27 protein-coding genes are annotated in these 25843 nt (G+C 34.4%); 22 read left to right on the top strand and 5 right to left on the bottom strand.

The genetic code is table 11. From position 1 onward, the window contains the following. Window positions 1-22: 22 nt before the first annotated feature. Together EL247_RS01680 and EL247_RS01685 are read left to right on the top strand one after the other, a co-directional pair. Complete coding sequence (locus tag EL247_RS01680; protein ID WP_060661902.1) at window positions 23-697, top strand: hypothetical protein; 675 nt, start codon at window positions 23-25, stop codon at window positions 695-697. 5 nt (window positions 698-702) lie between these two features. After that, window positions 703-1452, top strand: a complete 750-nt coding sequence (locus tag EL247_RS01685) for a TIGR02757 family protein (protein ID WP_065826635.1) — start codon at window positions 703-705, stop codon at window positions 1450-1452. Here the strand turns inward: EL247_RS01685 and flgK are convergent. From flgK to EL247_RS01705, 4 genes are read right to left on the bottom strand one after another with little or no spacing between them, the layout of a single operon-like run. Then, complete coding sequence (gene flgK / locus EL247_RS01690) at window positions 1449-3278, bottom strand: flagellar hook-associated protein FlgK (RefSeq protein ID WP_104745892.1); 1830 nt, start codon at window positions 3276-3278, stop codon at window positions 1449-1451. The two genes, EL247_RS01685 and flgK, sit on opposite strands and share 4 nt — an antisense overlap. 16 nt (window positions 3279-3294) lie before the next feature. Next, entirely contained in the window at window positions 3295-3750 is a 456-nt protein-coding gene (locus EL247_RS01695) for a hypothetical protein (protein WP_054195808.1), read from the bottom strand. 29 nt (window positions 3751-3779) lie between these two features. Further along, the gene (locus EL247_RS01700; RefSeq protein ID WP_005023428.1) at window positions 3780-4025 is read right to left on the bottom strand and encodes a flagellar biosynthesis anti-sigma factor FlgM; all 246 of its coding nucleotides are present in this window, start codon (window positions 4023-4025) and stop codon (window positions 3780-3782) included. A 52-nt stretch (window positions 4026-4077) separates the two neighbouring features. Then, the gene (locus EL247_RS01705; protein ID WP_005023426.1) at window positions 4078-4272 is read right to left on the bottom strand and encodes a hypothetical protein; all 195 of its coding nucleotides are present in this window, start codon (window positions 4270-4272) and stop codon (window positions 4078-4080) included. A gap of 190 nt (window positions 4273-4462) precedes the next feature. Between EL247_RS01705 and EL247_RS01710 the strand changes: the two genes are divergently transcribed. The 12 genes from EL247_RS01710 to EL247_RS01765 all read left to right on the top strand — a co-directional run bounded on the left by EL247_RS01710 (window position 4463) and on the right by EL247_RS01765 (window position 20593). Then, a complete protein-coding gene (locus tag EL247_RS01710; protein ID WP_104745891.1) occupies window positions 4463-5695 on the top strand; it encodes a peptidoglycan DD-metalloendopeptidase family protein in 1233 nt (410 codons plus the stop codon). Continuing rightward, the gene (locus EL247_RS01715) at window positions 5670-6281 is read left to right on the top strand and encodes an NUDIX hydrolase (RefSeq protein ID WP_065826632.1); all 612 of its coding nucleotides are present in this window, start codon (window positions 5670-5672) and stop codon (window positions 6279-6281) included. Before EL247_RS01710 ends, EL247_RS01715 begins: the two co-directional genes overlap by 26 nt. Beyond that, window positions 6271-6930 carry a hypothetical protein gene (locus tag EL247_RS01720; protein WP_005023418.1) on the top strand — a complete coding sequence of 220 codons (660 nt, stop codon included), beginning with the start codon at window positions 6271-6273 and terminating at the stop codon, window positions 6928-6930. The genes EL247_RS01715 and EL247_RS01720 overlap by 11 nt, the downstream gene beginning before the upstream one ends. After that, window positions 6923-8056, top strand: a complete 1134-nt coding sequence (gene lpxB / locus EL247_RS01725; protein ID WP_104745890.1) for a lipid-A-disaccharide synthase — start codon at window positions 6923-6925, stop codon at window positions 8054-8056. The genes EL247_RS01720 and lpxB overlap by 8 nt, the downstream gene beginning before the upstream one ends. Window positions 8057-8135: 79 nt before the next feature. Beyond that, complete coding sequence (gene greA, locus EL247_RS01730) at window positions 8136-8606, top strand: transcription elongation factor GreA (RefSeq protein WP_040500193.1); 471 nt, start codon at window positions 8136-8138, stop codon at window positions 8604-8606. 8 nt (window positions 8607-8614) lie between these two features. After that, a complete protein-coding gene (gene dut / locus EL247_RS01735; protein ID WP_005023412.1) occupies window positions 8615-9046 on the top strand; it encodes a dUTP diphosphatase in 432 nt (143 codons plus the stop codon). Window positions 9047-9057: 11 nt separating this feature from the next. Then, window positions 9058-9648: a tetratricopeptide repeat protein gene (locus tag EL247_RS01740; protein ID WP_060661899.1), complete on the top strand. Its 591-nt coding sequence runs from the start codon at window positions 9058-9060 to the stop codon at window positions 9646-9648. Next, window positions 9638-10648 (top strand): hypothetical protein, encoded by a 1011-nt coding sequence (locus EL247_RS01745; protein ID WP_104745889.1) that lies wholly within the window; start codon window positions 9638-9640, stop codon window positions 10646-10648. Before EL247_RS01740 ends, EL247_RS01745 begins: the two co-directional genes overlap by 11 nt. Window positions 10649-10652: 4 nt before the next feature. Then, entirely contained in the window at window positions 10653-11291 is a 639-nt protein-coding gene (locus EL247_RS01750; RefSeq protein WP_005023406.1) for a type III pantothenate kinase, read from the top strand. Further along, a complete protein-coding gene (gene hisG / locus EL247_RS01755) occupies window positions 11288-11905 on the top strand; it encodes an ATP phosphoribosyltransferase (RefSeq protein ID WP_005023405.1) in 618 nt (205 codons plus the stop codon). The genes EL247_RS01750 and hisG overlap by 4 nt, the downstream gene beginning before the upstream one ends. 2 nt (window positions 11906-11907) lie before the next feature. Next, window positions 11908-13176 (top strand): 3-isopropylmalate dehydratase large subunit, encoded by a 1269-nt coding sequence (gene leuC / locus EL247_RS01760; RefSeq protein WP_104745888.1) that lies wholly within the window; start codon window positions 11908-11910, stop codon window positions 13174-13176. Window positions 13177-13495: 319 nt separating this feature from the next. Further along, complete coding sequence (locus EL247_RS01765; protein ID WP_126441931.1) at window positions 13496-20593, top strand: hypothetical protein; 7098 nt, start codon at window positions 13496-13498, stop codon at window positions 20591-20593. Between the two features lie 33 nt (window positions 20594-20626). On the opposite strand, the gene EL247_RS01770 is transcribed toward EL247_RS01765, so the two are convergent. Next, window positions 20627-21691: an ATP-binding protein gene (locus tag EL247_RS01770; protein WP_126441932.1), complete on the bottom strand. Its 1065-nt coding sequence runs from the start codon at window positions 21689-21691 to the stop codon at window positions 20627-20629. Window positions 21692-21872: 181 nt separating this feature from the next. On the opposite strand from EL247_RS01770, the gene rpsJ reads away from it, so the two are divergent. From rpsJ to rpsC, 8 genes are read left to right on the top strand one after another with little or no spacing between them, the layout of a single operon-like run. Continuing rightward, window positions 21873-22184 carry a 30S ribosomal protein S10 gene (gene rpsJ, locus EL247_RS01775; protein WP_005022266.1) on the top strand — a complete coding sequence of 104 codons (312 nt, stop codon included), beginning with the start codon at window positions 21873-21875 and terminating at the stop codon, window positions 22182-22184. Between the two features lie 9 nt (window positions 22185-22193). Beyond that, window positions 22194-22772 (top strand): 50S ribosomal protein L3, encoded by a 579-nt coding sequence (gene rplC, locus EL247_RS01780; protein WP_005022267.1) that lies wholly within the window; start codon window positions 22194-22196, stop codon window positions 22770-22772. Then, window positions 22769-23383: a 50S ribosomal protein L4 gene (rplD, locus tag EL247_RS01785; protein WP_005022268.1), complete on the top strand. Its 615-nt coding sequence runs from the start codon at window positions 22769-22771 to the stop codon at window positions 23381-23383. Before rplC ends, rplD begins: the two co-directional genes overlap by 4 nt. 1 nt (window position 23384) lies before the next feature. After that, entirely contained in the window at window positions 23385-23666 is a 282-nt protein-coding gene (locus EL247_RS01790) for a 50S ribosomal protein L23 (RefSeq protein ID WP_005022270.1), read from the top strand. A gap of 10 nt (window positions 23667-23676) precedes the next feature. Further along, the gene (gene rplB, locus EL247_RS01795) at window positions 23677-24504 is read left to right on the top strand and encodes a 50S ribosomal protein L2 (RefSeq protein ID WP_005022271.1); all 828 of its coding nucleotides are present in this window, start codon (window positions 23677-23679) and stop codon (window positions 24502-24504) included. Between the two features lie 9 nt (window positions 24505-24513). Further along, window positions 24514-24795 (top strand): 30S ribosomal protein S19, encoded by a 282-nt coding sequence (rpsS, locus tag EL247_RS01800; RefSeq protein WP_005022272.1) that lies wholly within the window; start codon window positions 24514-24516, stop codon window positions 24793-24795. A gap of 10 nt (window positions 24796-24805) precedes the next feature. After that, entirely contained in the window at window positions 24806-25135 is a 330-nt protein-coding gene (gene rplV, locus EL247_RS01805; protein WP_005022273.1) for a 50S ribosomal protein L22, read from the top strand. Further along, window positions 25135-25842, top strand: coding sequence for a 30S ribosomal protein S3 (gene rpsC, locus EL247_RS01810; RefSeq protein ID WP_005022275.1), 708 nt, complete (start codon window positions 25135-25137; stop codon window positions 25840-25842). The genes rplV and rpsC overlap by 1 nt, the downstream gene beginning before the upstream one ends. The last annotated feature ends 1 nt before the right edge of the window (window position 25843 follow it).

Consider the following 25843-nt stretch of genomic DNA (forward strand, 5'->3'; position numbering starts at 1 on the left):
AAATTAAAAGGGGGATAAAGTGATGAAAATTGTATTTTTTTTGGCGTTGTTTGTTAATCTGTTTTTTGGTTATGAAGCCTATCAAAATACAGCTTCTTCCCCGCAAGCTTCTTATCATCCACTTTATGAAGAGCGACGCAATCGTTTGCTTGGGGTGTATGGGACTTTTAATAAAGTAGAATCAGATGCTAATTTGAATATTTCAGGTTTTGCCTCACAAAATCACGATTTGAGCGAAAAGCCATTTGGTTTTGGTTTGCAAATGGGATATTTATTAAGTCAAAATCATAGAATCCTTGTAAATTTTGAAAATACTTTGAAGAAAAATGGCTTTTCTTATCGCAGTTTGACTTTGGGGTATGCCTTCACTCCAAGAATACCAAACACCCAAAAATGGCGTCTTTTGCTTGGTGTAAATGCTGGAATTGCGTTTGGTAGCTTTGATTCTGGAAGTTTTGTCATCAATGATAGTGCGATGGGAAAATTGGATTATACCGGGCTAACTTATGGAGTAAAAGCTGGGGCGATTTATGAAACGAGGTTTGGTGAATTAGAATTTGGCATTCAATCAAGGCGATTAGATTTTGGCGATGAAAGTAGCAGCGTTATTATCAATGATACACCAACAGGCACAAATTTGGATTTGAGTGAAACTTCTAATACAGGATTTTTCTTTGGTTATAATTTCCTTTTTTGATAAAAATGCACTCACCCATCAAACTGCCCAAAAGTCTTTCTAAAAAGTTTCTCTATCATCTTTTAGAAGAGCAATATGAAGCCTTTAACCATTACCATGCTATTTCTATTGACTATCCCGACCCATTAGGCATTGCAAGAAAATTTAAGAATGAAAAAGTCGCACTTTTTTGTGCTTTATTTGCTTATGGCAATGCAAGGGCGATTGTGAGGTTTTTAGAAGCTTGCAAACTAGATTGTCTTCAAGAATCGCAATTTACTCAATGCACACTTAAGCCCTATCGTTTCCAAACAAGAGATGAGATACAAGATTTTTTTGAAGTGCTTTTGGAGGTTGAATCTCTTTATGGGATTTTTTATAAGCATTACAAAAAAGATTCTCTATTAAAAGGCATTGAATCTTTGCAATATTTGTTATACCAAAAACTTAGTAGAACAACTTCGGGTTTGGAGTTTTTAATTGGCAAACCTCAAAGCAATTCCCCTTTGAAGCGGTGGAATATGTTTTTGCGTTGGATGGTTAGGAAAGATTCTGTGGATTTGGGAATGTGGGAAGGGATTAGAACGAGTGATTTGATTTTGCCATTAGATACTCATACTTTTAGGGTATGCCAAAGATTGGGAATCTTAAAAAGAAAAAGTTATGATTTAAAAGCTGCTTTAGAAGCAAGCGAGTTTTTGAGGGGATTAAATCCAAAAGACCCTATCAAGTATGATTTTGCGCTTTATAGGATAGGGCAATTAGGACTCATCTAGCTTTTGATTCCAAGTAGTGTATTTAGCATTTCATCGATTGTAGAGACCATTTTGGCATTAGCACTATAACCACTTTGGTATTTAATGAGATTGACTAATTCATCATCTACTGAAACCTCTGAAATCGCTTTGTATTCTTGTTTGATAGAGACATATACTGCTTCTTTGGTTTCTTGTGTGATTTGAGTGCTTTCTGTTTGTGAGGCGACTTTGCTAGCAATAAAGCGGAAATATCCACTAATAGTTTCATTTTGTATATTGCCTTCAGAATCAGTAAAAGTGATTTTGTCATATTGAAGTTGTTGCATCATATTTGCCACTTCAAAATTGCCATCTACTGCTTCTCTATATGCGTGGATTAAGGTTGGATCATTTTTGTAAGATTGTGCAAGTTGAATATTGCTTGCATCATTACCATCAAAGAATCGATTCACCCCAAATGCTCCAGCGAAATTTGTCCCATTATCTTGGATAGAAATGTAAATCTCTTCGGCAGGATTCTTAGAAGTAATAGCAAAGGTTTTTGTATCATTGTTGAAAGTTGCTACAAACCTATCATCAAAGTCATTACTTGCATTTGCATCGCCGTTGTCATCAACATTGGCATTTAGTTGGTCTAGGATACTTTGCATATTAGTTAGCCCATCAATATTGACTGTTCTTGTGCCTATCTCTTCGCCTTGTTTATTATACATAACCACTTTAAAGCTGCCATTGTTGATATTGTAGCCACTTGTTGTGAGTGCATCTTGGATATTGATATTTAAAACATCACTTCTTGCTTCTAATTGAGAGCTTTGTGCATAAATATTATTAGTAGCTTCAATTAAGCCATTAGCAAAGGTATCTAAGTCATTGATATAGACTTGTAGTTTGCCTAAAGTTCCATTGCAGGTTAAGACATCTTCTGTGCGAATTAAATCTAAAATTGCACCTACTTTTCCATCGGTGAGTGAATTTGTGAGATTGAATTCTTTGTGGTCGCTTCTTAGGTATTTAATAGAATAAATTCCACTTTCATTTTGGGAATTATCAAGAGTAAGCGGGTGAAATGAAGTGCCATCTACAATAGATTTTCCACCAATAGTGAGGGTGTATCCTTCTTCAAAATCAGCAATGTTTTCATCTACGCACGCACTTCCTTTAAGTCCTTCTTTGAAAACATCACAACCAATGAGATTGTTAATTTCAAATTCATATTGATCTCTTAAATCCCGCAAATCATTTGCTTTTTGATTAAGTTGTTGATTTTCGTATTCTGCAATTTTTTTGTTAATCTGTGCTATTTGTTCTCCCAAGCGATTGACTTCATCAACAGCTACTTTGAGTTCATCATTAAGACGTTGTTGGAGATTAACTAAGCGTTCTCTTGTGGCTGAAATATTATTTGCAAGTGTAGAGGCTTGTTCTGCAAGTGCGATTTTTTGTGCAGAATCACCAGCTTTGGTTGATAAATCTTTCCAAGCATTAAAGTAGTTTTGCAAATCGTTATAAATACCAACCCCATCTACTTCTGGATAATAAGAGGAAGCTTCTTTAAGCCCGGAAAAACTTGTATCATAATAAGTTTTTTCCATACTTGCTTTTTTGTAGCGAGAAAAAGTAAATTCATCATGCACCCTCTCTACAGTCAAAGTATCAAGCCCTTGTCCAATAGCATAGTTTGAAGAAACCAAAAGGGGAGTTTGTGCTGCACTTCTTACTACTTGTCGTGTATAAAATTCATTGTTGGCATTAGCAATGTTGTTGCTTACTGTATCTATCATTACTTGATGCCCGGTTAATCCGGTATAAGGCGTGTTTAAAGAAGAAAGTAATCCACCCATAATTTTTCCTTGCTATTTATACTTCGGTTTTAAGAAAGGAAGAATTGCTTAAGGAGCTTTTTTTGTATCCTTGTTGTTCAATAGGGATAATATTCCTTAAAAGTGAATTGTAAAATTCAGAAACTGCCAAAGACATTTTGCCAAAGCGGTAGTTTAGTTTTTTTAGTTCTTCAAGTTTGTCATGAAGTTGGGCAGTAAATTCACTCGCACCTTCTCCCAAAAGCTTTTGCTTGTCCTCATAAGTTAAGTCAGCAAGTGTGGCATTTGGATATTCTTTGCGTAGTCTATCTTCTATACTTTTTGCATAGGCTTCTTTTTTGCGGATAAAAGAGCTTGTAAGTTCTTCTTTTTGTGGGATTCTTGCAAAAATGGATTCATTATTTGCTACTTTGATATCAGAAATATCTTGTTCAGTAATAGCGATTAAAGCTTTAATATCTTCTAACGCATCTTTTAAGAATTGCAAAGACATAGAATAACTCCTAAAATTTGAAATTATTTCTATCTAAGCAATTCTTGTGCCAATTTCTCTGCACTCCCCTTTAAATTAATTTGATAAGTGCCATTTTTGATGGCATTTTTGATTTCTTCTACTCTCGATGAAGAAGCATTTGTTTTTACTTGTGAGTTTTTTTGTTTTTCTTCAACCTGTTCATTTTTAGCCCCATTAATCTGTGCGGTGTTTTTATTGTTTGCTTGATTAATGGCGCTAGAAAAGGCGGAATTGCTCATTAAATGGCTAATCATATTTTCCCTTTCTTAAAATTTATATCGCATAAATCGACTATTTTTAAAAAAACTAAAGTGCTTTTTTAATACTTTTTGAAATATCTTGTAAAAATTTCTCTGTATCGGTTTTTGGTGGAGCTATATATCCATCGGTATTGTATAATGGAACATCAGAGCCGCCAATTTTTATTGCATATAAAATCACAAAAAGCATAAAATAAATAAACAATCCAAAACTAATAGAAGGCACAAACCAATCTTTCATTTTTTCCTCTATTATTTAGGTTTATTTCTAATGAGATATTCACTTAAATCTAAATGGAATTTAATTTTTTAAACTAAAAGTATAGCAGATTTTTCTAAAATTTTTGGTAAAAAGCCGTATTGTATCTTTAAAAGTCGCTTTTATTGTGGTATAATCTGCATTTATCATCAAAATTATTAGGGTGCTTTTAATGAATTTTTTTATTTTTTTATTAAAAAGTTTGTGTTGTTTTGTTTTTGTGTTATCTAGTTTGCAAGCAGCAGAGATTAAAGAAAGTAAGTGGGAAAATGGTCAGACATTATTAACATTTTTTGAAAAAAATTCTATCCCTTTGAATGTTTATTATGATTTAGAAAGAGAAGATAAAGAGCTAGCCGATGAGATTATTAGCGGCAATACTTTTTATACTCTTTATGATGGGGAGACTTTGCTGCAAGCATTGATTCCTATTGATGAAAATTCACAACTCCATATTTATAAACAAGGTGATAGTTATGGAATGCGTGCGATTCCTATTGTTTATTTTCAAAAAGAACGCACCATAGCACTTTCTGTGGAAAGCTCCCTTTATAATGATATTGTCAAATACACAGGCGATACACTTTTGGCTTCAGATTTTATACAAGCTTACAAAGGTAGTATTAATTTTAAACGACAAATTAAAAAGGGAGATAAACTCGCTATTATTTATGAGAGAAAATATCGCTTAGGCAAGGTTTTTGGTAGCCCTCTTATCAAAGCTTCTACCCTAGAAACAAGCGATGAACAAAAATATGTTGTGCGTTATGAAGATGGACATTTTTATGACTTACAAGGAAATAATCTCAACAAATATCTTTTTATGATTCCGCTTAATTATAAGCGGATTTCCTCTAGTTTTTCTATGGGGAGAAAACACCCTATATTAGGATACAAACGCCCCCATTTAGGCACAGATTATGCCGCACCAAGACATACCCCTATCAAAGCAGCTAGTCAAGGAAAAGTGATTTTCGCAGGGACAAAGGGCGGATATGGAAAAACCGTGATTATCCAACACGAAAATGGTTATCGCACACTTTATGGGCATATGCACAAGATTAATAAAGGAATCCGCACGGGGGTTTATGTTTCACAAGGCAAACAAATAGGGACAGTGGGTAGCACTGGATTGAGCACAGGTCCTCATTTGCATTTTGGTCTTTATCGCAATGGCAGTGCATTAAATCCTCAAAAACATCTTAGGATTGCTACAACCAAACTTAAAGGCAAAGAAAAAGAGCAATTTTTGTTTTTTGCTAAAGATTATAAAGGCAAGCTAGATACTATTTTGGCAACTTATGCAGAATATGAGCCTTTTAAAGTAACGCAAAATTCTTATATTGTTTATCTCACACAAAATAGTGAAATACAAGATGATGAAACCTCCAAAAGAAATAACTAATATTCGCTTTTGTGCATGTGAATCTTCTTTGTATATCAAACCCAAAAGAATGCTTTTTTGTGAAAATGGCAAAGAAAGAAGCTGGGATATCATAGAAGCACATGATAGTGTGGCTGTGTTGCTCTATCATCCAAAAAAGGATTCATTTGTGATAGTCAAGCAATTTCGCCCCGCAGTTTTCTTAAAAGAAACTATCCGCCAAACTCAAAATCTAAAAAGCGAGATTGGTTATACTTACGAGCTTTGTGCGGGTATTACAGATAAGCCAAATAAAACACTAAAAGAAATTGCACAAGAAGAAATACTAGAAGAATGCGGATATAAAGTAGAATTAGAAAATATCGAAAAGATTACAGAATTTTATAGTTCAGTGGGTTTTGCTGGGAGTAAGCAAACATTGTTTTTTGCCACGATTGATGAGAAATGCAAAGTCCATCAAGGAGGTGGGGTAGATGATGAAAATATTGAAGTTATTTTTATTCCACGCAAACAAGCTTATGAATTTATTTTAGATGAATCTTATCCTAAAACTTCCGGGATTATGTTTGCATTTTTGTGGTTTTTAAAGGAGAGGAATGAAGCATAATTTTGCTTTGCAAGAAATTACAAAAAAATTAGACGAGATTAAAGAAGTATGGCAGATTTATGAGATTTTTGAAACCCAAAAAAAACAATTTGAAGAAGAATATGAAATATTATCACAACAAAGAGAGGCGTTGATAAAAAATTCTAATGAAATTTCTGCCAAAAATGCTTTATTGCTTTCACAAAACAAAGAATTAGAGATTAAAAACAAAGAGTTAGAAGCCCAAATTGCCCAAAAAAATAAAATTATTCAAGAAATGGATTGTGTGCAAGAAACACAAAAAAATTGCCAAGAAACTATACCAGCAGATTCGCAAAAGGATTTACAAAGCGATTTTTTAAATCTTCAAACCCAATGTGAAAATATTCATTCCTCTTTATCGCAGCTTAAAATTACCTTGCCTCCCAAACCTGTGGCATTAGAGAGATTAGAGGTTTCTTATCAGAATTACCAGAAGCTTTTAGCCAAGCCGGCTAATTCCTATGTATTGTTAAGCCAAGCGCAAGAGATTTATGAGCAATTAGAAAATCTTATTGCTACCTTCAAATCTTTAGATTTAGAGACTTCTAAGATTTTATTAGAAATTCGCGATTTAAAAGATTATTTTTGCTTACATTCCAAAGCCTCACAAGAATCCAATCTTGAATAAGCCTATCAAAATCTTTATTTCTGCATTAGAATATTCTGCAAATATCCATTTATCTTATCTTATCCAAACTTTGCAAAAGCAATATGGGGAATGCCATTTTTATGGGATTTTTGATTCTAAGATTCTTGGATTTTCTAGTAATTTTAGCCCAAATGAGTTTAGAATTATGGGATTTAGCGGTGTTTTAAAGCTAATTCCTAGATTCTTCAAAATAAAAAAAGAGCTCATTGTATTAGCCAAACAATGCGATATTGCAATCTTTATGGATTCTTCTTCTTTTAATATTCCTTTGTTAAAGGCTTTGAGTAGGGATTTAAATAAACCTTATTTGGTTTATTATATATTGCCACAAGTGTGGGCGTGGAAAGCATATCGAGCAAAGATGCTCGCACAAATTTGTGATGAATTATGGGGAATCTTGCCTTTTGAGAGTGCTTATTATCCCAAAGAGGCAAACATTGCTTATGTGGGACACCCGCTTTTAGATGAGATTCCATTTTCAAGGGAGGATAGGGTAGATACAGGTATTATTGCCTTTATGCCCGGTTCAAGAATATCAGAAATTAAAGCGCTTTTTTCTGTTTTTAAAAGCCTTGCCAAAAAATTAAAAGCTTTGCATAAACAGCCATTATTGATTGCTCCCAAACATTTTGAAAATTGCGATTTATCCAAAATTTATGGCAATTTAGAGGATTTTAGCATAGTGTATGATACTTATGAGGGGTTGGCAAAATGTGAGTTTGCTTTTGTGTGCAGTGGCACAGCAACCTTAGAATCTACACTTCTTGGTATCCCAACAATCCTTGCTTATAAGGCTAGGAAGCTGGATTATTGGATTGCAAAAAGCCTTGTTAAGCTTAATTATATTGGACTTGCAAATATTTTTTTGGAGTTTTTTTATTTTGGTTCCCCAAAGGACAATAAAACCCCTCAAAATTTCCCTATTCACCCAGAGTTTTTGCAAGAAGAAGTAAATCCTAATACGCTTTTTTGGGCAATGCAAAATTATGATTATTCCAAATTTTTTGCCCAAAAAAAGATTCTTTTGGAGTATTTAAAAAATGGCAGTGCAAAAAATTGTGTCCAAAAAATTGAAAATTTTGCAAAAAATATGTCAAAAAATTAAAAAACTAAAGTGCTTTTTAATCCTCTTTGGTTAGTATTATAAATTATTTTCAAAGATTTGGAGTTTAGAAGTGCAACCAATGACAGAATACGGCTATAATAAGCTAATTAGTGAATTAAAAAATCTCAAAGAAGTAGAACGCCCCAACAATATCAAAGAAATTGACGCAGCACGAGAGCATGGCGACTTAAAAGAAAATGCCGAGTATCACGCAGCACGAGAAAGACAGCTTTTTTTGGACGCACGCATTAATGAGCTAACTCAGCTTGTTGCAGAAGCGCGCGTGATTGATCCAAGCACGATTAACCATGATAAAGTGAGCTTTGGCTCGACTATCACGCTAGAGGATTTGGAGAGTGAAGAGCAGTTTTGCTATACCATTGTTGGTGCCACAGAGAGCAATCCAGACAAGGGGCTTATTTCTTATCATTCGCCTTTGGCAAAACAGCTTTTGGGCAAAGTTGTTGGCGATGAGGTAACTATTTCGCTTCCAAAGGGCAAAGTGGATTATGAAATCTTAGAAATTTGCTATAAAAAAATCGAGTTTTAGGGATAACAATGGCAACTTTAAAAATCAAAAAACTAACTCCAGAGGCAATTTTGCCAAAGTATCAGACTTCAGGTTCAGCGGGATTTGATTTGTGTGCGATTCAATCAACGACTATACCGGCAGGAAAATGGGCTTTGGTGCCCACAGGGTTGGCTTTTAGTTTCAAAGAAGGCTATGAAGTGCAAGTGCGTCCAAGAAGCGGTTTAGCTTTGCAATATGGAATCACTCTTCTTAATACTCCCGGCACAATTGATAGCGATTATCGCGGAGAAATTAAAGTCATTATGATGAATTTAGGAGAAGAGGATTTTATCATCAATAAAGGTGACAGAATCGCACAAGCGGTGCTTTGTAGAGTAAAACAAGCAAAAATCAAAGAAGTCCAATCACTAGATAGCACTAAACGCGGAAAAGGCGGATTTGGTAGCACAGGAAAATAAAAGGAGAAATTTTGAGTTTAAAGCAAAATGTAAATTATATCAAAGAAGAAATCAACAGTGATGAGAAAATGTTGGAGGGATTGATAAGAATTGAAAGTTGGTATAAGCGTTATAAAATCCCTTTGATTATTTTAGTAGCACTTCTTGTGGTTGGCGGGGTAGGGTATAGTTTAAATAATTATTACCAAGAGCAACAAAGTCAAAAAAATGCACAATTCTATCAAAAAGCACTTATGGGAGATGAAAATGCAATTGCAAGCCTAAAAGATTCTCAAAGCAAACTTTATGATTTGTATCTTTTTCAAAAAGCACTCAAAGAACAAGATGCCAAGACGCTTAAAACCCTTGAATCTTCCAAAGATCCAATGATAGCCAAACTCTCCAAACAGCAAAATGCTAGTTTGGATAAGAATCTCCAAGAGTTAAATTCTAGCAATTCGACAGATTTGGGGTATCTTGAAGCGGCTTATTTGGAAATACAAAAGGGCAATATTAAAGAAGCAAAAAGTATTTTAGCCAAGATTCCAAGCGATTCGACTATCAAAGAAATTGCCAATGCCTTAGAACATTTAACCATTAAAGGAATTAATAATGCAAAATAATCTTATAAAATTTCTAATAGGTGCTTTGTTGCTTTTTTTGATAAGTGGTTGTGGTTCAAAATATTATTTCGAGCCTAAAGATGAAGAAGTCAAAGATAGCGTTGTTTATAGCGATTCTTTGCCTAGTGATATTATTTTTATCACTCGCGATGGAGCGACTTTGGCAAATGGGCAGTTTATTACCAAATATTCGCAAATCCCAGAAGCTACTCTTCCTAAAAATGGGCGTTATTTGGGAGAATCAGAAAAATATTATCTTGCCACGACAAACAACAAAGAGCTTTTATTGATTGACAAAGAAACTCATTCCCAAAATATCATTGCATTAGAGGGAAATCCTATCAGTGTAGCATTAGACAATAATCTAGCAGCAATCATTTTTGATAACAATTCTTTTGTATTGTATGATTTGCAGTTAGGCAAAGCAATGTATAAACAAGAAAGCACCCCAGCCCCTACCAATAACACCCTCATCGCTTCGCCTTATTTTTTGAGTGATATTGCAATAATCCCAACTCTTGATGGTAAGCTTGTAATCGTAGATAGAAATAATTTCAAAATGATTCGCAATATCGTAGTCAATGGAGATAAACATTTCAACAATGTTATTTTTCTTGAAGCAATTAATGATAGAATGGTTGCAGCAACCCCCAAACGAGTGATTTCTGTCAGTCCAAATGTGATTAATACCTTTGATGCTAATTTGCAAGATATTTTGTTTTTTGGGGACCAAATTGTGCTTTTTACCACAGAAGGTGAAGTGATTCTAACGGATAAAGATTTAAATGAAATCAAACGCCAAAAATTCCCCTTTGCACATTTTACCGCAGCAAACCATGGTGAAAAAATCGTGATTTTAGAAACACGCGGTTATATGATTACCCTAAGCAATGATTTAAGCAATTATGAAATTTACTCTCTACCCAACAAGATAGACACACCCGCATTTTCAGGGACAGGAAAGATTTTTGTAGGTGATGAGATTTTGGAAGTGAAGTGAAGCAATGATACTTTGTGATATTGGAAATTCATTTTTGCATTTCTATTATCGCGGTAGAGTTTGGAGAGAAGCCAAAACGCAACTCACTCCAAAAGACCCAAAAGAAGTGATTATTTTTATTAGCGTGAATGAAGATTCTGCCAAGTCTCTTTTGGATTCTCATCCTTATTGTTTTGACCTTTTGCCTTTTGTTTCTTTGGATACAAATTACAAAGGCTTAGGTGTAGATAGAATCGTTGCTTGTAATGCTATCACAGATGGCGTAATTGTCGATGCAGGAAGTGCGATTACTATAGATATTATGCACCAAGCAATCCACTTAGGCGGTTGCATTATGCCCGGCATATCGCGTTATAGAGAAATGTTTAGTTCCATAGCGGTATTAGATTGTGAATTTAATCTCGGCGTTGCATTAGATACCTTCCCCCAAAACACAAAAGACGCTGTTTCTTATGGTATGTTGAAATCTATTCTTTTGATGATAGAGAATCTCTCCAAAGGCAAAAAGATTTATTTTACCGGTGGTGATGGTAAATTCCTTTCGCGTTTTTTTGAAAATTGCATTTATGATGATTTACTTATTTTTAAAGGAATGCAAAATATTATTACAAATAAAATTATCTCCAAAGGAATCCAATTATGATAAAAGTTGCCTTGCCCAAGGGTAGAATCGCACAAGAAGCATTGAAGATTTTTGAGGATTTTTTGCAAACTTCATTGGATTTTGAAGATAGAAAATTGATTTTGAAGAAAAAAGATTTTGAATTTATGCTTGTAAGAAGTCAAGATGTCCCGGTTTATGTCGAGCGAGGGGCGGCAGATATAGGCGTAGTGGGCTTAGATGTTTTAGAAGAGAAACAAAGCCGCTTAGTGAGGTTGCTTGATTTGGGGTTTGGGAAGTGCAAAGTCGCTATCGGTTCGCCTAATGATTATGTTTTGGATTTTTCTAAGCCCAAACTAAAAATCGCTACCAAAATGGAGAATATCACCAAAGCTTATTTTGCCAAAAAAGCCATAAGTGTTGATATTATCAAGCTGTATGGTTCTATTGAGCTAGCACCTCTTGTGGGAATGGCAGATGCGATTGTGGATTTGGTAGAGACAGGTAGCACACTTAGGCAAAACAATCTCAAAATTGATGAGGTGATTATGGAGGTTAGTGCGTATTTGGTGGCAAATTCTAATAGTTTTTATGCACAAAAGCGTGAGATTTTAGAGATTCAAAAGTATTTTAAAAATTTTATCAAAAAGGATTAGCTATGGGACAAACAATTACCGAGAAGATTTTTTCAGAACATGTAGGCAAAAAGGTTTATGCAGGGGAAATCATAGATTGCCCCATTGATATGGTGATTGGCAATGATATTACCACGCCTTTATCTATCAAGGCTTATGAGCAAAGCGGTGCGGAGAATCTAGCAAATCCCGATGGTTTTTGTATCGTAATGGATCATTTTATCCCCGCAAAAGATATTGCAAGTGCAAATCAAGCGCGTATTAGCCGAGATTTTGCCAAAAAACACAAACTCAAATACTTTTTTGACGAAAAAGATATGGGGATAGAACACGCACTTTTGCCAGAAAGGGGCTTAGTGGTAAGCGGTGATGTGATTATCGGTGCAGATTCGCATACTTGCACCCATGGTGCTTTGGGGGCTTTTAGCACAGGTATGGGAAGCACAGATTTAGCCTATGCAATGATTACAGGCAAAAATTGGTTTAAGATTCCAAGTGCGATAAAGGTAGAGTTCATCGGCAAGCCTGCCAAACACATTTATGGCAAAGATTTGATTTTGGAAGTGATTAGACAAATCGGCGTAGATGGTGCATTATACCAAACATTAGAATTTTGCGGAGAGGGCATAAAGTATCTAGGAATGGATGATAGATTTTCTTTGTGTAATATGGCGATTGAAGCAGGGGCAAAAAATGGAATCATCGCCCCAGATGAGATTACAAGAGAGTTTTTGAAATCTCGCCCTTTCTTGCGTGCGAATCCTAGAGAGTTTTATTCAGACGCAGATGCAAACTACACCCAAACAATCCAAATTGATATTAGCAAGCTAGAGCCAGTGATTGCCTATCCCTTTTTGCCTAGCAATGGCAAAAGCATCTCTCAAGCCGTAAAAGATGATTTGAAGATTGATCAAGTGTTTATCGGAAGTTGCACTAATGGGCGTTTGAGTGATTTAAAAATCGCAAGTGAGATTCTAAAGGGCAAAAAGGTCCATCAAGATGTCCGCCTCATCATCACGCCCGGCACACAAAACATTTACAAAGAAGCCCATAAACTAGGCTACATTGATATTTTATTAGAAGCAGGGGCATTGATTTCTAATCCTACTTGTGGTGCCTGTCTTGGCGGATATATGGGGATTTTGGGAGACAACGAACGATGTGTTTCTACGACTAATAGAAATTTTGTAGGGCGAATGGGAGCAAGAAACTCTGAAGTTTATCTCGCAAACTCTGCAGTGGCAGCCATAAGTGCGATAAAAGGCAAAATCGCTGACCCAAGAGAAGTATAGCTCTTTTTTGAGGGTATAAATAAATAAACGAATACGCTATAAAATTATTTTTGCAATCGTTATCAATATCCCCAAAAACGCATTATGCCCCCCCCCCCCCCATTATAAAAGTGGTTTTAATAAAATATAAATATTTTATTTATTATTTTAAAGTTAGTTTTATTTTTATAAAATACTAAATATTTTTTTGTAATTTTCATTATATTTAAGGAGAATAAATGTCTAACCAAACAAAGAATGCTATCCTAGTGGGGGGGGGGGGGCAAAGCCTCTAAATAATCAATCCCTAGAAACAAAGAATCCAAAAAATGCTAAAGGTTTGGATTCTAAATCCAAATTAGAATCCAAAAATCCAAACAAGATTCAAACTGCAAAGATTCAAGATTCTAAAGCTTCCAAAGATTCAATCAAATTAGAATCCAACTCCCCAAAATTAAAAGATTCTAAGGTTTCTAAAACCTCCAAAGATTCAATGAAATTAGAATCTAGCCCCAAACTAGATTCCAAAACTTCCCAAAAATCAAATTCAAAATCCAAATCACCAAAGATTCAAAAAGTCAAAAATACTTGTGATTCTAAACAATCTAAAAAATCCAAACTAAAATCCTTTATCCGCACGATTCCGATTTCTATTGCTTTGGCTTCAGCATTATCAAGTCAGGCAGTGGCGAATTGGAATAATGATGGACGAGCTTGTCAGAATGGTTATAATTGCACCATTTCGGGTAATCTTCAATTAGGCAATTCGAGCGGAAATATTCAAATTATAGCTAGTGGAAACACTGGAACATTGTCTATTAATCAAGGTGTTCATGTGCAAAAGGTATGGGAAGGAGGTCTTACTGGCTCACAAAATGGGGTATTTGAGATAAAAGGACCTACACAGGGTATTACTAATAATGGGACAGTAACTTCTGTTGGAAGTTGGAGAAATATAGTTGTGCTTTCAGGTGGAAGTCTTGGTAGTATAGTCAATTCTTCTACAGGGACATTGATTTCTAGGAGCAATAGTGCTTTGTTATTGTTTGGGAAAGTTGGTTCTATAGAAAATGCTGGAACGATAATGAGAACAGGGGGAAGCAATGCTGACTATCTTTCTTTATTTGCCATTGAAGGACAAGTAGGAGCAGATTTGACTTTTTCAAATCAGAGCTTAACCCAGTCGGCTGTAGGAGCAAGAAATATAATTTGGACGCAAGGTGGTGCTACAACCTCTCTTGGAGAGATTGTAGCAAAGGATAGCTCAAGATTAGAGGGAAATTTTGATTTTAATAATAGATTTACAGGCGAGAGCATAACTTTTCAAGATTCTGCAAATATGGCAGGTAATATTTCGTTGGAGGGTAATGCCAGAATCACTAATGGAGTTGCAATCTATGATTCTGGGACTATTGCTGGTAATATTTCTTTGGCTGGAAGCTCTGCTATTGCTAATGGAATCACTATTGGTGGAAATTCTGCTAGTGGAAGCGGCAATAATGCAACTTTGACAGGTAATATCTCCCTAGCTGGTTCATCTAGCATTTCAAAAATACTCATTGATGGCTCTAATAGTGGCGGGACAAATGGCACTCCAAAACTAGATGGAGATATCACGATGGATGGCACTTCAGCTATCGCTAATGGAATCACCATCACAAATGGTGGAACTTATGCTGGGAGAATCCATACTAAGAGCCAAAGTGATATTGATAGTATTACTATCGCAAGTGGGGGTGTTGTAGGAAGTAGCAATACAAACTCGACAATTCTCTCAAGTGGTAATTCCACAATCCACAATATTGATATACAAAATGGTGGAACAATGTATGGTAACATTGAAGCCCACTGGATAGGTGGTGCTAATGCTGTGAATCAAAAAGATGGAAATATCGGCGATGTTAGCATAGCAGGGAGATTGCAAGGAGATATTGTATTGCAAAATAAAGTGTTTATGAATAGCCTTACAATGTCAGATAATGGAACTATCACTGGTAACATTAGAATCGGAGAAACAGGAAGTGATGATCAATTCCCTACACTTAGCACTATTACGCTAAGGAATAATTCAGGGATTAATGCAATCACACTAGGGGGTGCTGGTGCTCATGCGACTATTGATAGCCTTACTTTAGAAGGCACTTCCTCTATCGGAACAATCACTAACAATTCTAATGGAACAATCTCAAATATTGCCCTAAATGGCACTAGCACCATTACAAATGGAATCACAAACGCTTCAGGTGGTAATATAGGCACAATTATTTCTAATACAAATAATGGTGTTAATAATACAATCACTAATAGCGGAACTATCGCTAAATTAGATATTAGGAATGTCAATAGTGGCTCTAGTGGTAATGGAGGAACTATCAATTATATTGGGGATGGTATTGTTACAGAAGAAATAAGGGTTGAAGGTGGTGCTACTCTCTCTATTGATGGTGGAACTGGAACGATTACATTAGATAGTGATATTGGTTCTAAGCTTAATTTATTAGCAGATTCTATTTTTGATGGGAATCTTAAAAATGCAGGAAGTATTAGCACTTGGAATAATGTCAGCAATATTGATGGAAGCTTTATCAATGCAAGTGGTGCTAGTGTAGGAGTTTTAACAGCAGGAAGTATTGCAAATAATCTCTTAAATGAGGGAGAAATTACAAATTTAACGATTGATAAAAATATAGGAACATTAACGAATAATGGCAGTGGTGTTATCAATACTCTTATTATTCAAGATGGTTCAGTTATCACTAATGGAATTACAAACGATGGTAATGGTATTATCAATACTCTAACCATTCAAAATAATTCTACTACAAATGGAATCACAAACAATTCAAATATCGGTTCTTTGAATTTACAAAATGATACTACTTATATCGGAACTGGTAGCATTACTAATGCTTTGGATATTGCAGGCACCAAAACATTAAATGCTTCTACTAATGGAATTAATATTTTATTTGCTAATGGTGCAACAGGAACGATTAATAATGCAGGAATTATTGATGGAAGTTTAACTAATACAGCTAACTCCACTATCAAAACCTTTAACACAGGAAGTATCACAGGGAGCATTGCTAACAATGCTACAATACAAGAATTAAATGTTACAGGAAATGTAACAAATGGAATCATAAATGCAGGAAATATCACAACACTTACTAATAATCAAGCAAACACAAATATCACTAATAACCAAAACATAGGCACTTTAGATATTAATGCAAACACAACCTATGCCGGAAATGGTAGTATCACAAATGCTTTGGATATTGATGGGGCTCAAACTCAATTTACTATTAGCGATGGTGCTGGTAATAATGGAACTCTAACTCTTGCAGAGAATGCTAACACTGCTAATTCAGTAAAAACCATCACTAATGATGGAACTATTATAGGGAATCTCATCAATACCCTAACCACTGATTGGACTTTTGGAGTATTGCAAGGAAACTTTACTAATAATGGGGAATTAACTGCACTCACTGATACAACCACAGGAAGCATTACAGGGAATCTAACTAATGAAAGTGGTGGAATCATTAATACCCTAAACACAAGCAAAGTTGGAGGCTCTATTGCTAATAATGGTAATTTAGTCAATGTAATAGTAGATTCTAATAAAACTCTAACAGGTAATGGAAGTATTACTAATTCTTTGGTAGTAGAAAAGAATAATGGAGGAAATGGCTATACTCTTACAATTGGAAATAATGGAGCTGGAAATCTAAACTTCAACGCAGCCAATAATGGAATCATTAACAATGCAGGAACTATCAATGGAAATATCACGAATGTAAATAATTCCACTATTGCAGATTTTACAAACTCTGGAAGCTTTAATGGTACTTTAACCAATAATGGAAATATCACTAACTTTATTAATTCAGGAAACTTTACAGGCAATATTACTAATATTGCAGGTGACACCATTAGCAACTTTAATAACTTAGGAAATATCACAGGGAATATTAATAACTCTGGAACTATTCTTGATTTTAATAACGCAGGAAATATCGATGGAACATTAACTAATGCTAATAATGCAAACATTGGTGATTTTACAAACTCTGGAAGCATTAAAGAATTTAACAATGAAGGATTGATTGCTTTCTTTGCAAACAATGGAATTATTACAACCTTTAGTGGTAATGGAACCATTTATGGTGTTTCAAACAATAAAGTCATTAATGGTAATTTTGAAAATGTTGCTACTGCTTTAAAAAATACAGGAACCATTAGTGGAAATGTTGAATTAGTGGGGAAAGAAGGAGATTGTGGTAGTAATAGTGGTACTATTTGCAAACTTTCTGGTTTATGGAATGAGGGAACCATTGGTGGAACTTTCACAAATGCAGCCAATAAAACTATTAATTCTGTTATCAATGGAAGCAATAGTCAAACTAATATCAATGCTGTTCTTAATAATGGTATTGCTAATGATGGAACGATTAATCAGATACTTAACTACAACAATGGAACAATCAATAATGGTATTACTAATAATGCAAATGCAAACATTGAAAGCATAAATAATGAAGGCATTATCAATGGGGGTATTACTAACTCTTCTCAAATTGGAATGATAAATAATACAGGTTTGATTACAGGCAATCTTGCTAATAATACTATTAACTCCATTATCACAACCATCAACACAGGAAGTATCACAGGAAGTATTACTAACTCTGGAGAGATTACTACACTAAATGTTACAGGGAATGTAACTAATGGAATCGCAAATGATGCTAATATTGGCACTTTTATAGTTAATGAAAGTGTAAGTTATAGTGGAACTGGTAGCATTACTAATGCTTTAGAAGTAGCAAAGGATAAAACATTAACTGCAACTAATGGAATCACCCTCAATGCAAATAAAGGTAATGTAAATAACTTAGGAACCATTGCAGGAAATTTAACCCTAGAGGGAAGCTCTAATACTCTAAGCAATGCAGGAACCATTGCGGGTAATCTTTCAAATGTAAAAGATTCTACTATCACAAGCTTTATTAATAGTGGAACCATTAGCGGTAATTTATACAATGATGGACACATTGATACATTAACTAATACAGGAACAATGGGAACTATCTATAATAGAAGCAAAAACACGATTAAAAATCTACTCAATGGTACAAATTCTGTTATTGCAGGAATTGATAATAGCAATGGTAGATATGATTCAATCAAAAATCAAGGAACTATCTCAGGTGATATTAAAAACAATAATGGAACCATTACTAATCTCGTGAATATTAATAATGGAACCATTACAGGACAAATCATCTCTAATGGAAATAGTAATATTGGAACAATCATTAATGAAGGGATAATTAATTCCTCTCATACAATCATCAATAACGGAAGTATTCAAAATGCTTCTAATGATGCTATCTCTTTAGATACTATTTCTAATGTAGTAACTGCCATTTCTAACTCTGGAAGTATCAATGGAAATGTAAGGGTAGCAGGTAATTCACAAGTTGATTTAATCCAAAATTCTAGCACCATTGCTGGTTGTATTATCCTAGAGGGTGGTAGAATAGGAAATATCAATAACACTAATGGAGCCATTGCAAATTGTATGCACTTTAGTAGTGGAGCTAGTGTAGATAATCTTAATAATAGTGGAACTATTGAAAAATCAATTACTAATGATTCTGGAAGCATGACTGTTAATAATAGTGGAAGCATTGGTGGAATTACTACAAGCAATGGAGGAACTACCACTGCTATCAATAGTGGAAGCATTGGAGGAATTACTACAAGCAATGGAGGAACTACAACCATTATCAATGGTGGAGAGAATAAGCCCGGTGGTAATATTGGAGCTATTACTAATACAGGAAGTAATTCTAATACCCACATTGATGGTTGGACTTTGGATAATCCAGATAATCCAACAAATCCTATTATCATAGCAGATGGTAGTAATAAAGATGGAATCCATTTAAAAGAAGATTCTATCTTTGTAGAAGGAAATCTTGAAAGTGGAAAAATCTATAATTATTATGATTATATTCAAAATGAAGGTGGAGATTCTATCGGACAAGATTTTAGTCAAGATGATGAACTCTTTAATGCTTTAACCTTTATTGATATCTTTACACCAACAGACAATGGAGATGGAACTTACAGCGTAGGCTTAGACACTCAAGAACTCTCCGGTAAAACTCTAGGTGCTTCTTTAATCTATTCATCAAGAATACGACAGATTGATACTAATAATATGCTAAGAGAAATTAATGTTAAAAACTTTAAAACAGACTTTGAAATCTTAGAGCAAAGAGAAAGATTAAAAAACCAACAAGCTCTCTTAGAAAACTATAAACAACAAAGAGAATCTTATCTGAATGGATTAACCAAAGACAATAAAGAATTAAAAAGAGTAAGTTCTAAAGAATCTACTTCTTTAAGCACTTATGCTAATAATTCTAATATCAAAAGTGATGCAATAGAAGTAGTGGATTATTATAACAAAGATACTCTAGCAAGCCTAGATAATCTTCAAGCAACCACTAAAGCTAATCAAGAAACTTATTCTAATTTAGATCTCTTAAGAGAGCTTGATGACATCTTTATTAGCCATACAGGAGATAAGGATAATCTCTATACCTTTGCACTCCCTTATACAAGATACACTTCAGCACAATTAGATGGAGGAGTAGGAACTCTAAAATCTCATGCATCAGGTATCCTAGCAGGAGCACAAGCAAAACTACCTAGTGAGAGAGGAATATTAGGAATCTACTTTGGATATGAAAGTTCAGATAAACAAGTAGGACAACAAAGATTAGACTTTGATGAAAAAGTTTATTATGGAGGATTAACTTATTATAATGTTTTTGCAAGAAAAGGAGTAAGTGAATATTATCTCTCTGCTAATACAAGAATAGATAAAGGGGATACCAATTTATATAAAACCTATCGCTCTGGAAGCACTACTATTGATTCTCAAGTAGATTCTTATGGATATGGTGCAGATTTAAAAGTAGGGGCTAATTATTATAATATCTATAATAACTCTGTTCTTTCTCCAGAGATTGGAATTAGTTATCAAGGAATTAGTACAGATTCCTTTAGACTAAGACACCTAGGAGGAGTAAGTGAGCATTATTATACACAAGATGTTAATTTCTTTGATATTAGTGCCTCACTTAGATGGCAAAGAGCATGGAATAATGTGTTTAAAACAATGGCTTCTTTAGGTGCAATGTATAATGTTTATAATGATGCTAAAGGAAGTGGAGTTATTGCTGGATTAAAACAATCTGCTGATATTAATGTAGAAGAACTCTATGGAACTACTCAAGTAGGAATAAGCTATGCTTTAGGAGAGAATGCTAACATTGCTTTAAATTATAGTGGTATCTTTGCAAATGGAGTTCAATCTCATGCAGGGTATATTAGATTAGGAGTGTGGTGGTAGAACACTCACTCTTAAAGTGAGAGTATAGAGAAATTAGGAAAGTGAGTTTTGCAGTGCAAAATCATAAAAGGGTGAGAGTGTATAGGGGGTCCCTAGATTTTCACCTTGTCCTTTTTGGTTTAGGGTGATGATTAAGAATTTTTCGCAATATTCCCTTTCTTTGATGATTTTGTGGAGCTTTTGTTCAAGGGAATGTTGCTGAATGAAAGGCAAACATAGAATCCCCAAAGAAACTTGAGGCAAATAAAAATCAAGCTTATCGGTAAAAAAAATGTCTTGTTTGAAATGGTAAAGCAATTCTAAAAATACCATATTTTCAAAGAGGGAAGAAAAATTTTTGTCATAACTTACTGCATTTTTAAGTGTAAAATCATAAAAATAAAGTTTTTTGGGAGAGAGATTGTGTTCAAACTTTTCAAGCCAAAAAAGTATTTTGCTATCTTGTAAAAATTTTGCATATTCGTAGAATCTATCTTTTGAGATTTTGCCTTCCTTTTTTAGCTTTGTGTATATTTGGTGTAATGAAACTTTAAGCCCTAGATTTTGAGCGAGATTTTTGAGAATCCAAAAATGAATATTGTCATTGGCTAGAAATTTGAGAAATTCTCCCTTTTTGTAATCATTGAGCGATTCTGCTTCAAAAAGATTCCCATATTTGAGATAATTATTAAAAGAGTCTTGAATATTTGGCTTGTGGATTTGCTGGTATTCATAAAAAGTAATGGGGGGAAGTTCAAAGATTGAATAATTTGTAATTTGGTGTGGAATATCGCTAATTAGCGTAATTTTGGGTAGGTTTGGGAGTTTGAAAGAGGGCATATAAGAATCAACAATCAAAATTTCTACTTTTTCTTTTTGGTAAAAAGATTCTAAATCATCGAAATCTTTATTTGGATTGATTTTGGAATCTTTTAGATTGATATACATTTTTTTGAGATTTTTAAATTCGGCTTGTTGGTAGTATTGTAAAACAAAATTTGTTTTGCCGATGTTTTTTGCACCATAAATAAGGTTTAAATCTTTGAGCTCTATCTCTACTTTTCTATGGATTTTAGCAATATTTTTGGGATAAGATTCTAAGATTTTTTCTAAAACCATAAAAATTTCCTTGATATTTTGTAGGATTTGAATGATGAAATTTTATAACTTTCCTTTTTAAAAGGAAATAAATTGCAAAAATTCATTGTAAAGTATTAGCAAAATAAAAACTTTTGAAGTATAATTTCGACTTCCAAAAATATTACATTGGCTAGCCAATGAGTTCTTTGAAGGAAAAATTATGGAAAAAATTAGACTTAAGTTAAAAGCGTATGATCACCGCGTTCTTGATAGGTCAGTTGTTTCAATCGTGGAAGCTGTAAAAAGAACAGGTGCAGAGATTCGTGGTCCTATTCCACTTCCAACTAAAAAAAGACGATATACAGTCTTAAAATCTCCTCATATCAATAAAGATTCAAGAGAACAATTTGAAATTCGTGTTCATTGTAGAGTTATTGATATTGTTTCGGCAACTCCAGAAACAGTGGATAGTTTGACAAAATTAGATATGGCACCAGAAGTGGATGTAGAAGTCCGCTCAATGGGTAAATAAGGGGTATAAATGGAATTTTTAGTAGAAAAAATCGGAATGAGTAGAACCGTTGCTAAACCAAGCATACCTGTAACATTATTAAAAGTTAAAAACGCAAAAGTTTGTGAAGTTTTAGAGGGTGGAAAAGCTCTAGTGGCTTATCACCAAGGAAAGTCAATTAATAAATCTATTGCAGGGCAACAAAAAAAGTATAATCTTGATAAAGAATACAATAAGTTTGCTACACTTGAAGTAAATAATACAGAAGCAGGCGATTTGGATTTATCAGTATTAGAAAATGCAAAAAGAGCAAAAGTTTCTTTTAATACAAAAGGTAGAGGCTTTAGCGGTGTTATGAAAAGATGGAATTTCCAAGGTGGTCCGGGTGCGCATGGTAGTAGATTCCACAGAGCACCGGGTTCTATCGGAAATCGTGAGTGGCCAGGTCGTGTTCAGCCGGGTAAAAAAATGGCAGGACATTATGGGAATGAAAAAGTAACCGTTCAAAATGAAATCATCTCTTTTGATAAAGAGCATGGTGTGCTTGTATTGAAAGGTTCTGTTCCCGGATTTAATGGTGCATTTGGTAAGTTAAAGGTTGTAAAATGAGTAAAGCAATTATTTTAGATAAAGAATTGAAAAAGAGCGGTGAAGCACAATTGCCCGAAAGCTATAAAAGTATCAATTCACATAATCTCTATCTTTATATCAAATCATTCTTAGCTTCTATGCGTGCAAATAACGCAATGGCAAAAACTCGTGGTAGAGTTAGCGGAGGAGGCAAGAAGCCTTGGAGTCAAAAAGGTGGCGGTAGAGCAAGAGCGGGTAGTATCACTTCTCCGGTATTTGTTGGTGGGGGTGTTTCTCATGGTCCTAGCAATAATAGAAACTACAATTTAAAAGTAAATAAAAAGCAAAAAAAACTTGCTTTGCAATATGCTTTGCAAGAAAAAGCGGATAATGGTAGTTTGTTTATTGTAGATAAAATCCAAATACCAAGTGGCAAAACAAAAGATGCTTATACAATGTTTAAAACATTAAATCAAAGAAATATTTTATTTGTTTCTGAAATGTTTGATGAGAAAACTTATTTTGCATTTAGAAATCTTAAAGAATGCTATTTGATTGATGGAGCTGAATTAAATGCTTATTTGGCAGCTACATTTAGAGCTGTTGTGATTGAAAAAGCACTTTTTGAAGCTATCACGAAAGAAGGTTAAAATGGCGAGTATTACAGATATTAAAACAATTATGTATACAGAGAAATCTTTAAAATTACAAGAGCAAAATGTGCTTGTAGTGCAAACTTCTCCAAAATTGAGCAAAACACAATTAAAAGAAGTTTTTAAAGAGTATTTTGGTGTAACTCCACTTTCAATCAATTCTTTACGACAAGAAGGAAAAGTGAAAAGATTCCGTGGTGTTATTGGTAAAAGAAATGACTTCAAGAAGTTTTTTGTGAAACTTCCAGAAGGTGCAAAAATTGAATCATTGGCAGTTTAAGGGGTAAATAATGGCAATTAAAACTTATAAACCATACACTCCAAGTAGAAGATTTATGAGCAATCTAAGCTCAGAAAATATTACTGCTAAAGCTAGTGTAAGAAAATTGTTAGTAAAACTACCTGTTCATGCAGGTCGCAATAATAATGGTAGAATCACAAGCAGACACAAAGAAGGTGGTGCTAAAAAACTTTATAGAATTATTGATTTTAAGCGTAATAAATTTAATATCGAAGGTAAAGTTAGCACAATTGAATATGATCCATATAGAAATTGTAGAATAGCGTTAGTTACCTATAAAGATGGGGATAAAAGATACATTATTCAGCCAAGTGGTTTGAAAGTAGGTGATATAGTGCTTTCAGCAGAAGGTGGATTGGATATTCGTTTGGGTTATGCAATGAAGCTTAAAAATATTCCTATTGGAACAGTGGTGCATAATATTGAAATGTATCCCGGTAGAGGCGGGCAACTTGCAAGAAGTGCAGGAGCAAGCGCACAACTTATGGGAAGAGAAGGCAAATATTCAATTATTAGAATGCCAAGTGGAGAAATGCGATATATTTTAGGCGAATGTATGGCGACTATCGGAACTGTTGGTAATGAAGATTTTGCTAATATTAATATCGGGAAAGCAGGTCGCAATAGACATTTGGGTATTCGTCCTCAAACAAGAGGTTCAGCGATGAACCCAGTAGATCACCCACATGGTGGTGGTGAAGGTAAAACTGGTTCTAGTGGGCATCCTGTATCTCCATGGGGTATGCCAGCAAAAGGTTATAAAACAAGAAGAAAGAAAGCAAGCGATAAGCTTATTATTTCAAGAAGAAAAAAATAAGGAAAGTAAATGGCTAGATCGATAAAAAAAGGTCCTTTTGTTGATGAACATTTGATGAAAAAAGTCATCAAAGCAAAAGAGACAAAAGACAATAAACCAATTAAAACATGGTCCCGTAGAAGCACAATTATTCCTGAGATGATTGGATTTACTTTTAATGTGCATAATGGTAGAGCTTTCGTTCCTGTTTATGTAACAGAAAACCATGTTGGCTATAAGTTGGGTGAGTTTGCACCTACAAGAACCTTCAAAGGGCACAAAGGAAGTGTCCAAAAGAAAATCGGTAAGTAAGGAGTGAAAAATGAGTAAAGCATTATTACGATACATTCGCCTTTCGCCGACTAAAGCAAGATTGATTGCAAGAGAGGTTCAAGGAATGAATGCTGAATTAGCGATTGCGTCTTTGGAATTTATGCCAAATAAAGCTGCAAAGATTATTTCTAAAGTGATTGCATCAGCAGTTGCAAATGGGGGTTATGAGGCTGAAAATGTTGTTGTTTCATCTTGCAGAGTAGATGCAGGTCCTGTGCTTAGACGTTTTACACCACGAGCAAGAGGTAGAGCAACTCCAGTAAGAAAACCTACTTCACATATTTTTGTAGAAGTAGCACAAAAAAGTAAGGATAAGTAATGGGTCAAAAAGTTAATCCTATTGGTCTAAGACTTGGTATAAATAGAAATTGGGAATCAAGATGGTTTCCTGCATTTACAACTGCACCACAAAATATTGCAGAAGATTACAAAATTAGAAAGTTTTTGAAAAAAGAGCTTTATTATGCAGGTGTAAGTGATATTTTGATTGAAAGAACAGCAAGGAAAGTTAGAGTTACTGTTGTCGCAGCAAGACCGGGTATTATTATCGGTAAAAAAGGTGCAGATGTTGAGAAGCTAAAAGAATCTCTTAAGAAAATTGTGAATAAAGATATTTTCTTAAATATTAAAGAGGTTAAAAAACCTCAAAGCAATGCTCAACTCTCCGCTGAAAGTGTTGCAACTCAGCTTGAAAGACGCGTAGCATTCCGCCGTGCAATGAAAAAAGTTATGCAAGGTGCTATGAAATCTGGTGCAAAAGGTATTAAGGTTAAAGTTTCTGGGCGTTTAGCAGGTGCTGAAATGGCAAGAACTGAATGGTATATGGAAGGTAGAATACCTCTTCATACATTAAGAGCTAAAATTGATTATGGTTTTGCAGAAGCTTTAACAACTTATGGAAACATTGGTGTAAAAGTTTGGATTTTTAAAGGTGAAGTTCTCCAAAAGGGAATCCAAGCTGAAAAGCAGCAAGAAGAGGGCGAAGCAAAAACAAATCGTCCAACTAGAAAGAGAAGGGGGCAATAAC

Source organism: Helicobacter pullorum (assembly GCF_900638355.1).
Classification (GTDB): Bacteria; Campylobacterota; Campylobacteria; order Campylobacterales; family Helicobacteraceae; genus Helicobacter_D; species Helicobacter_D pullorum.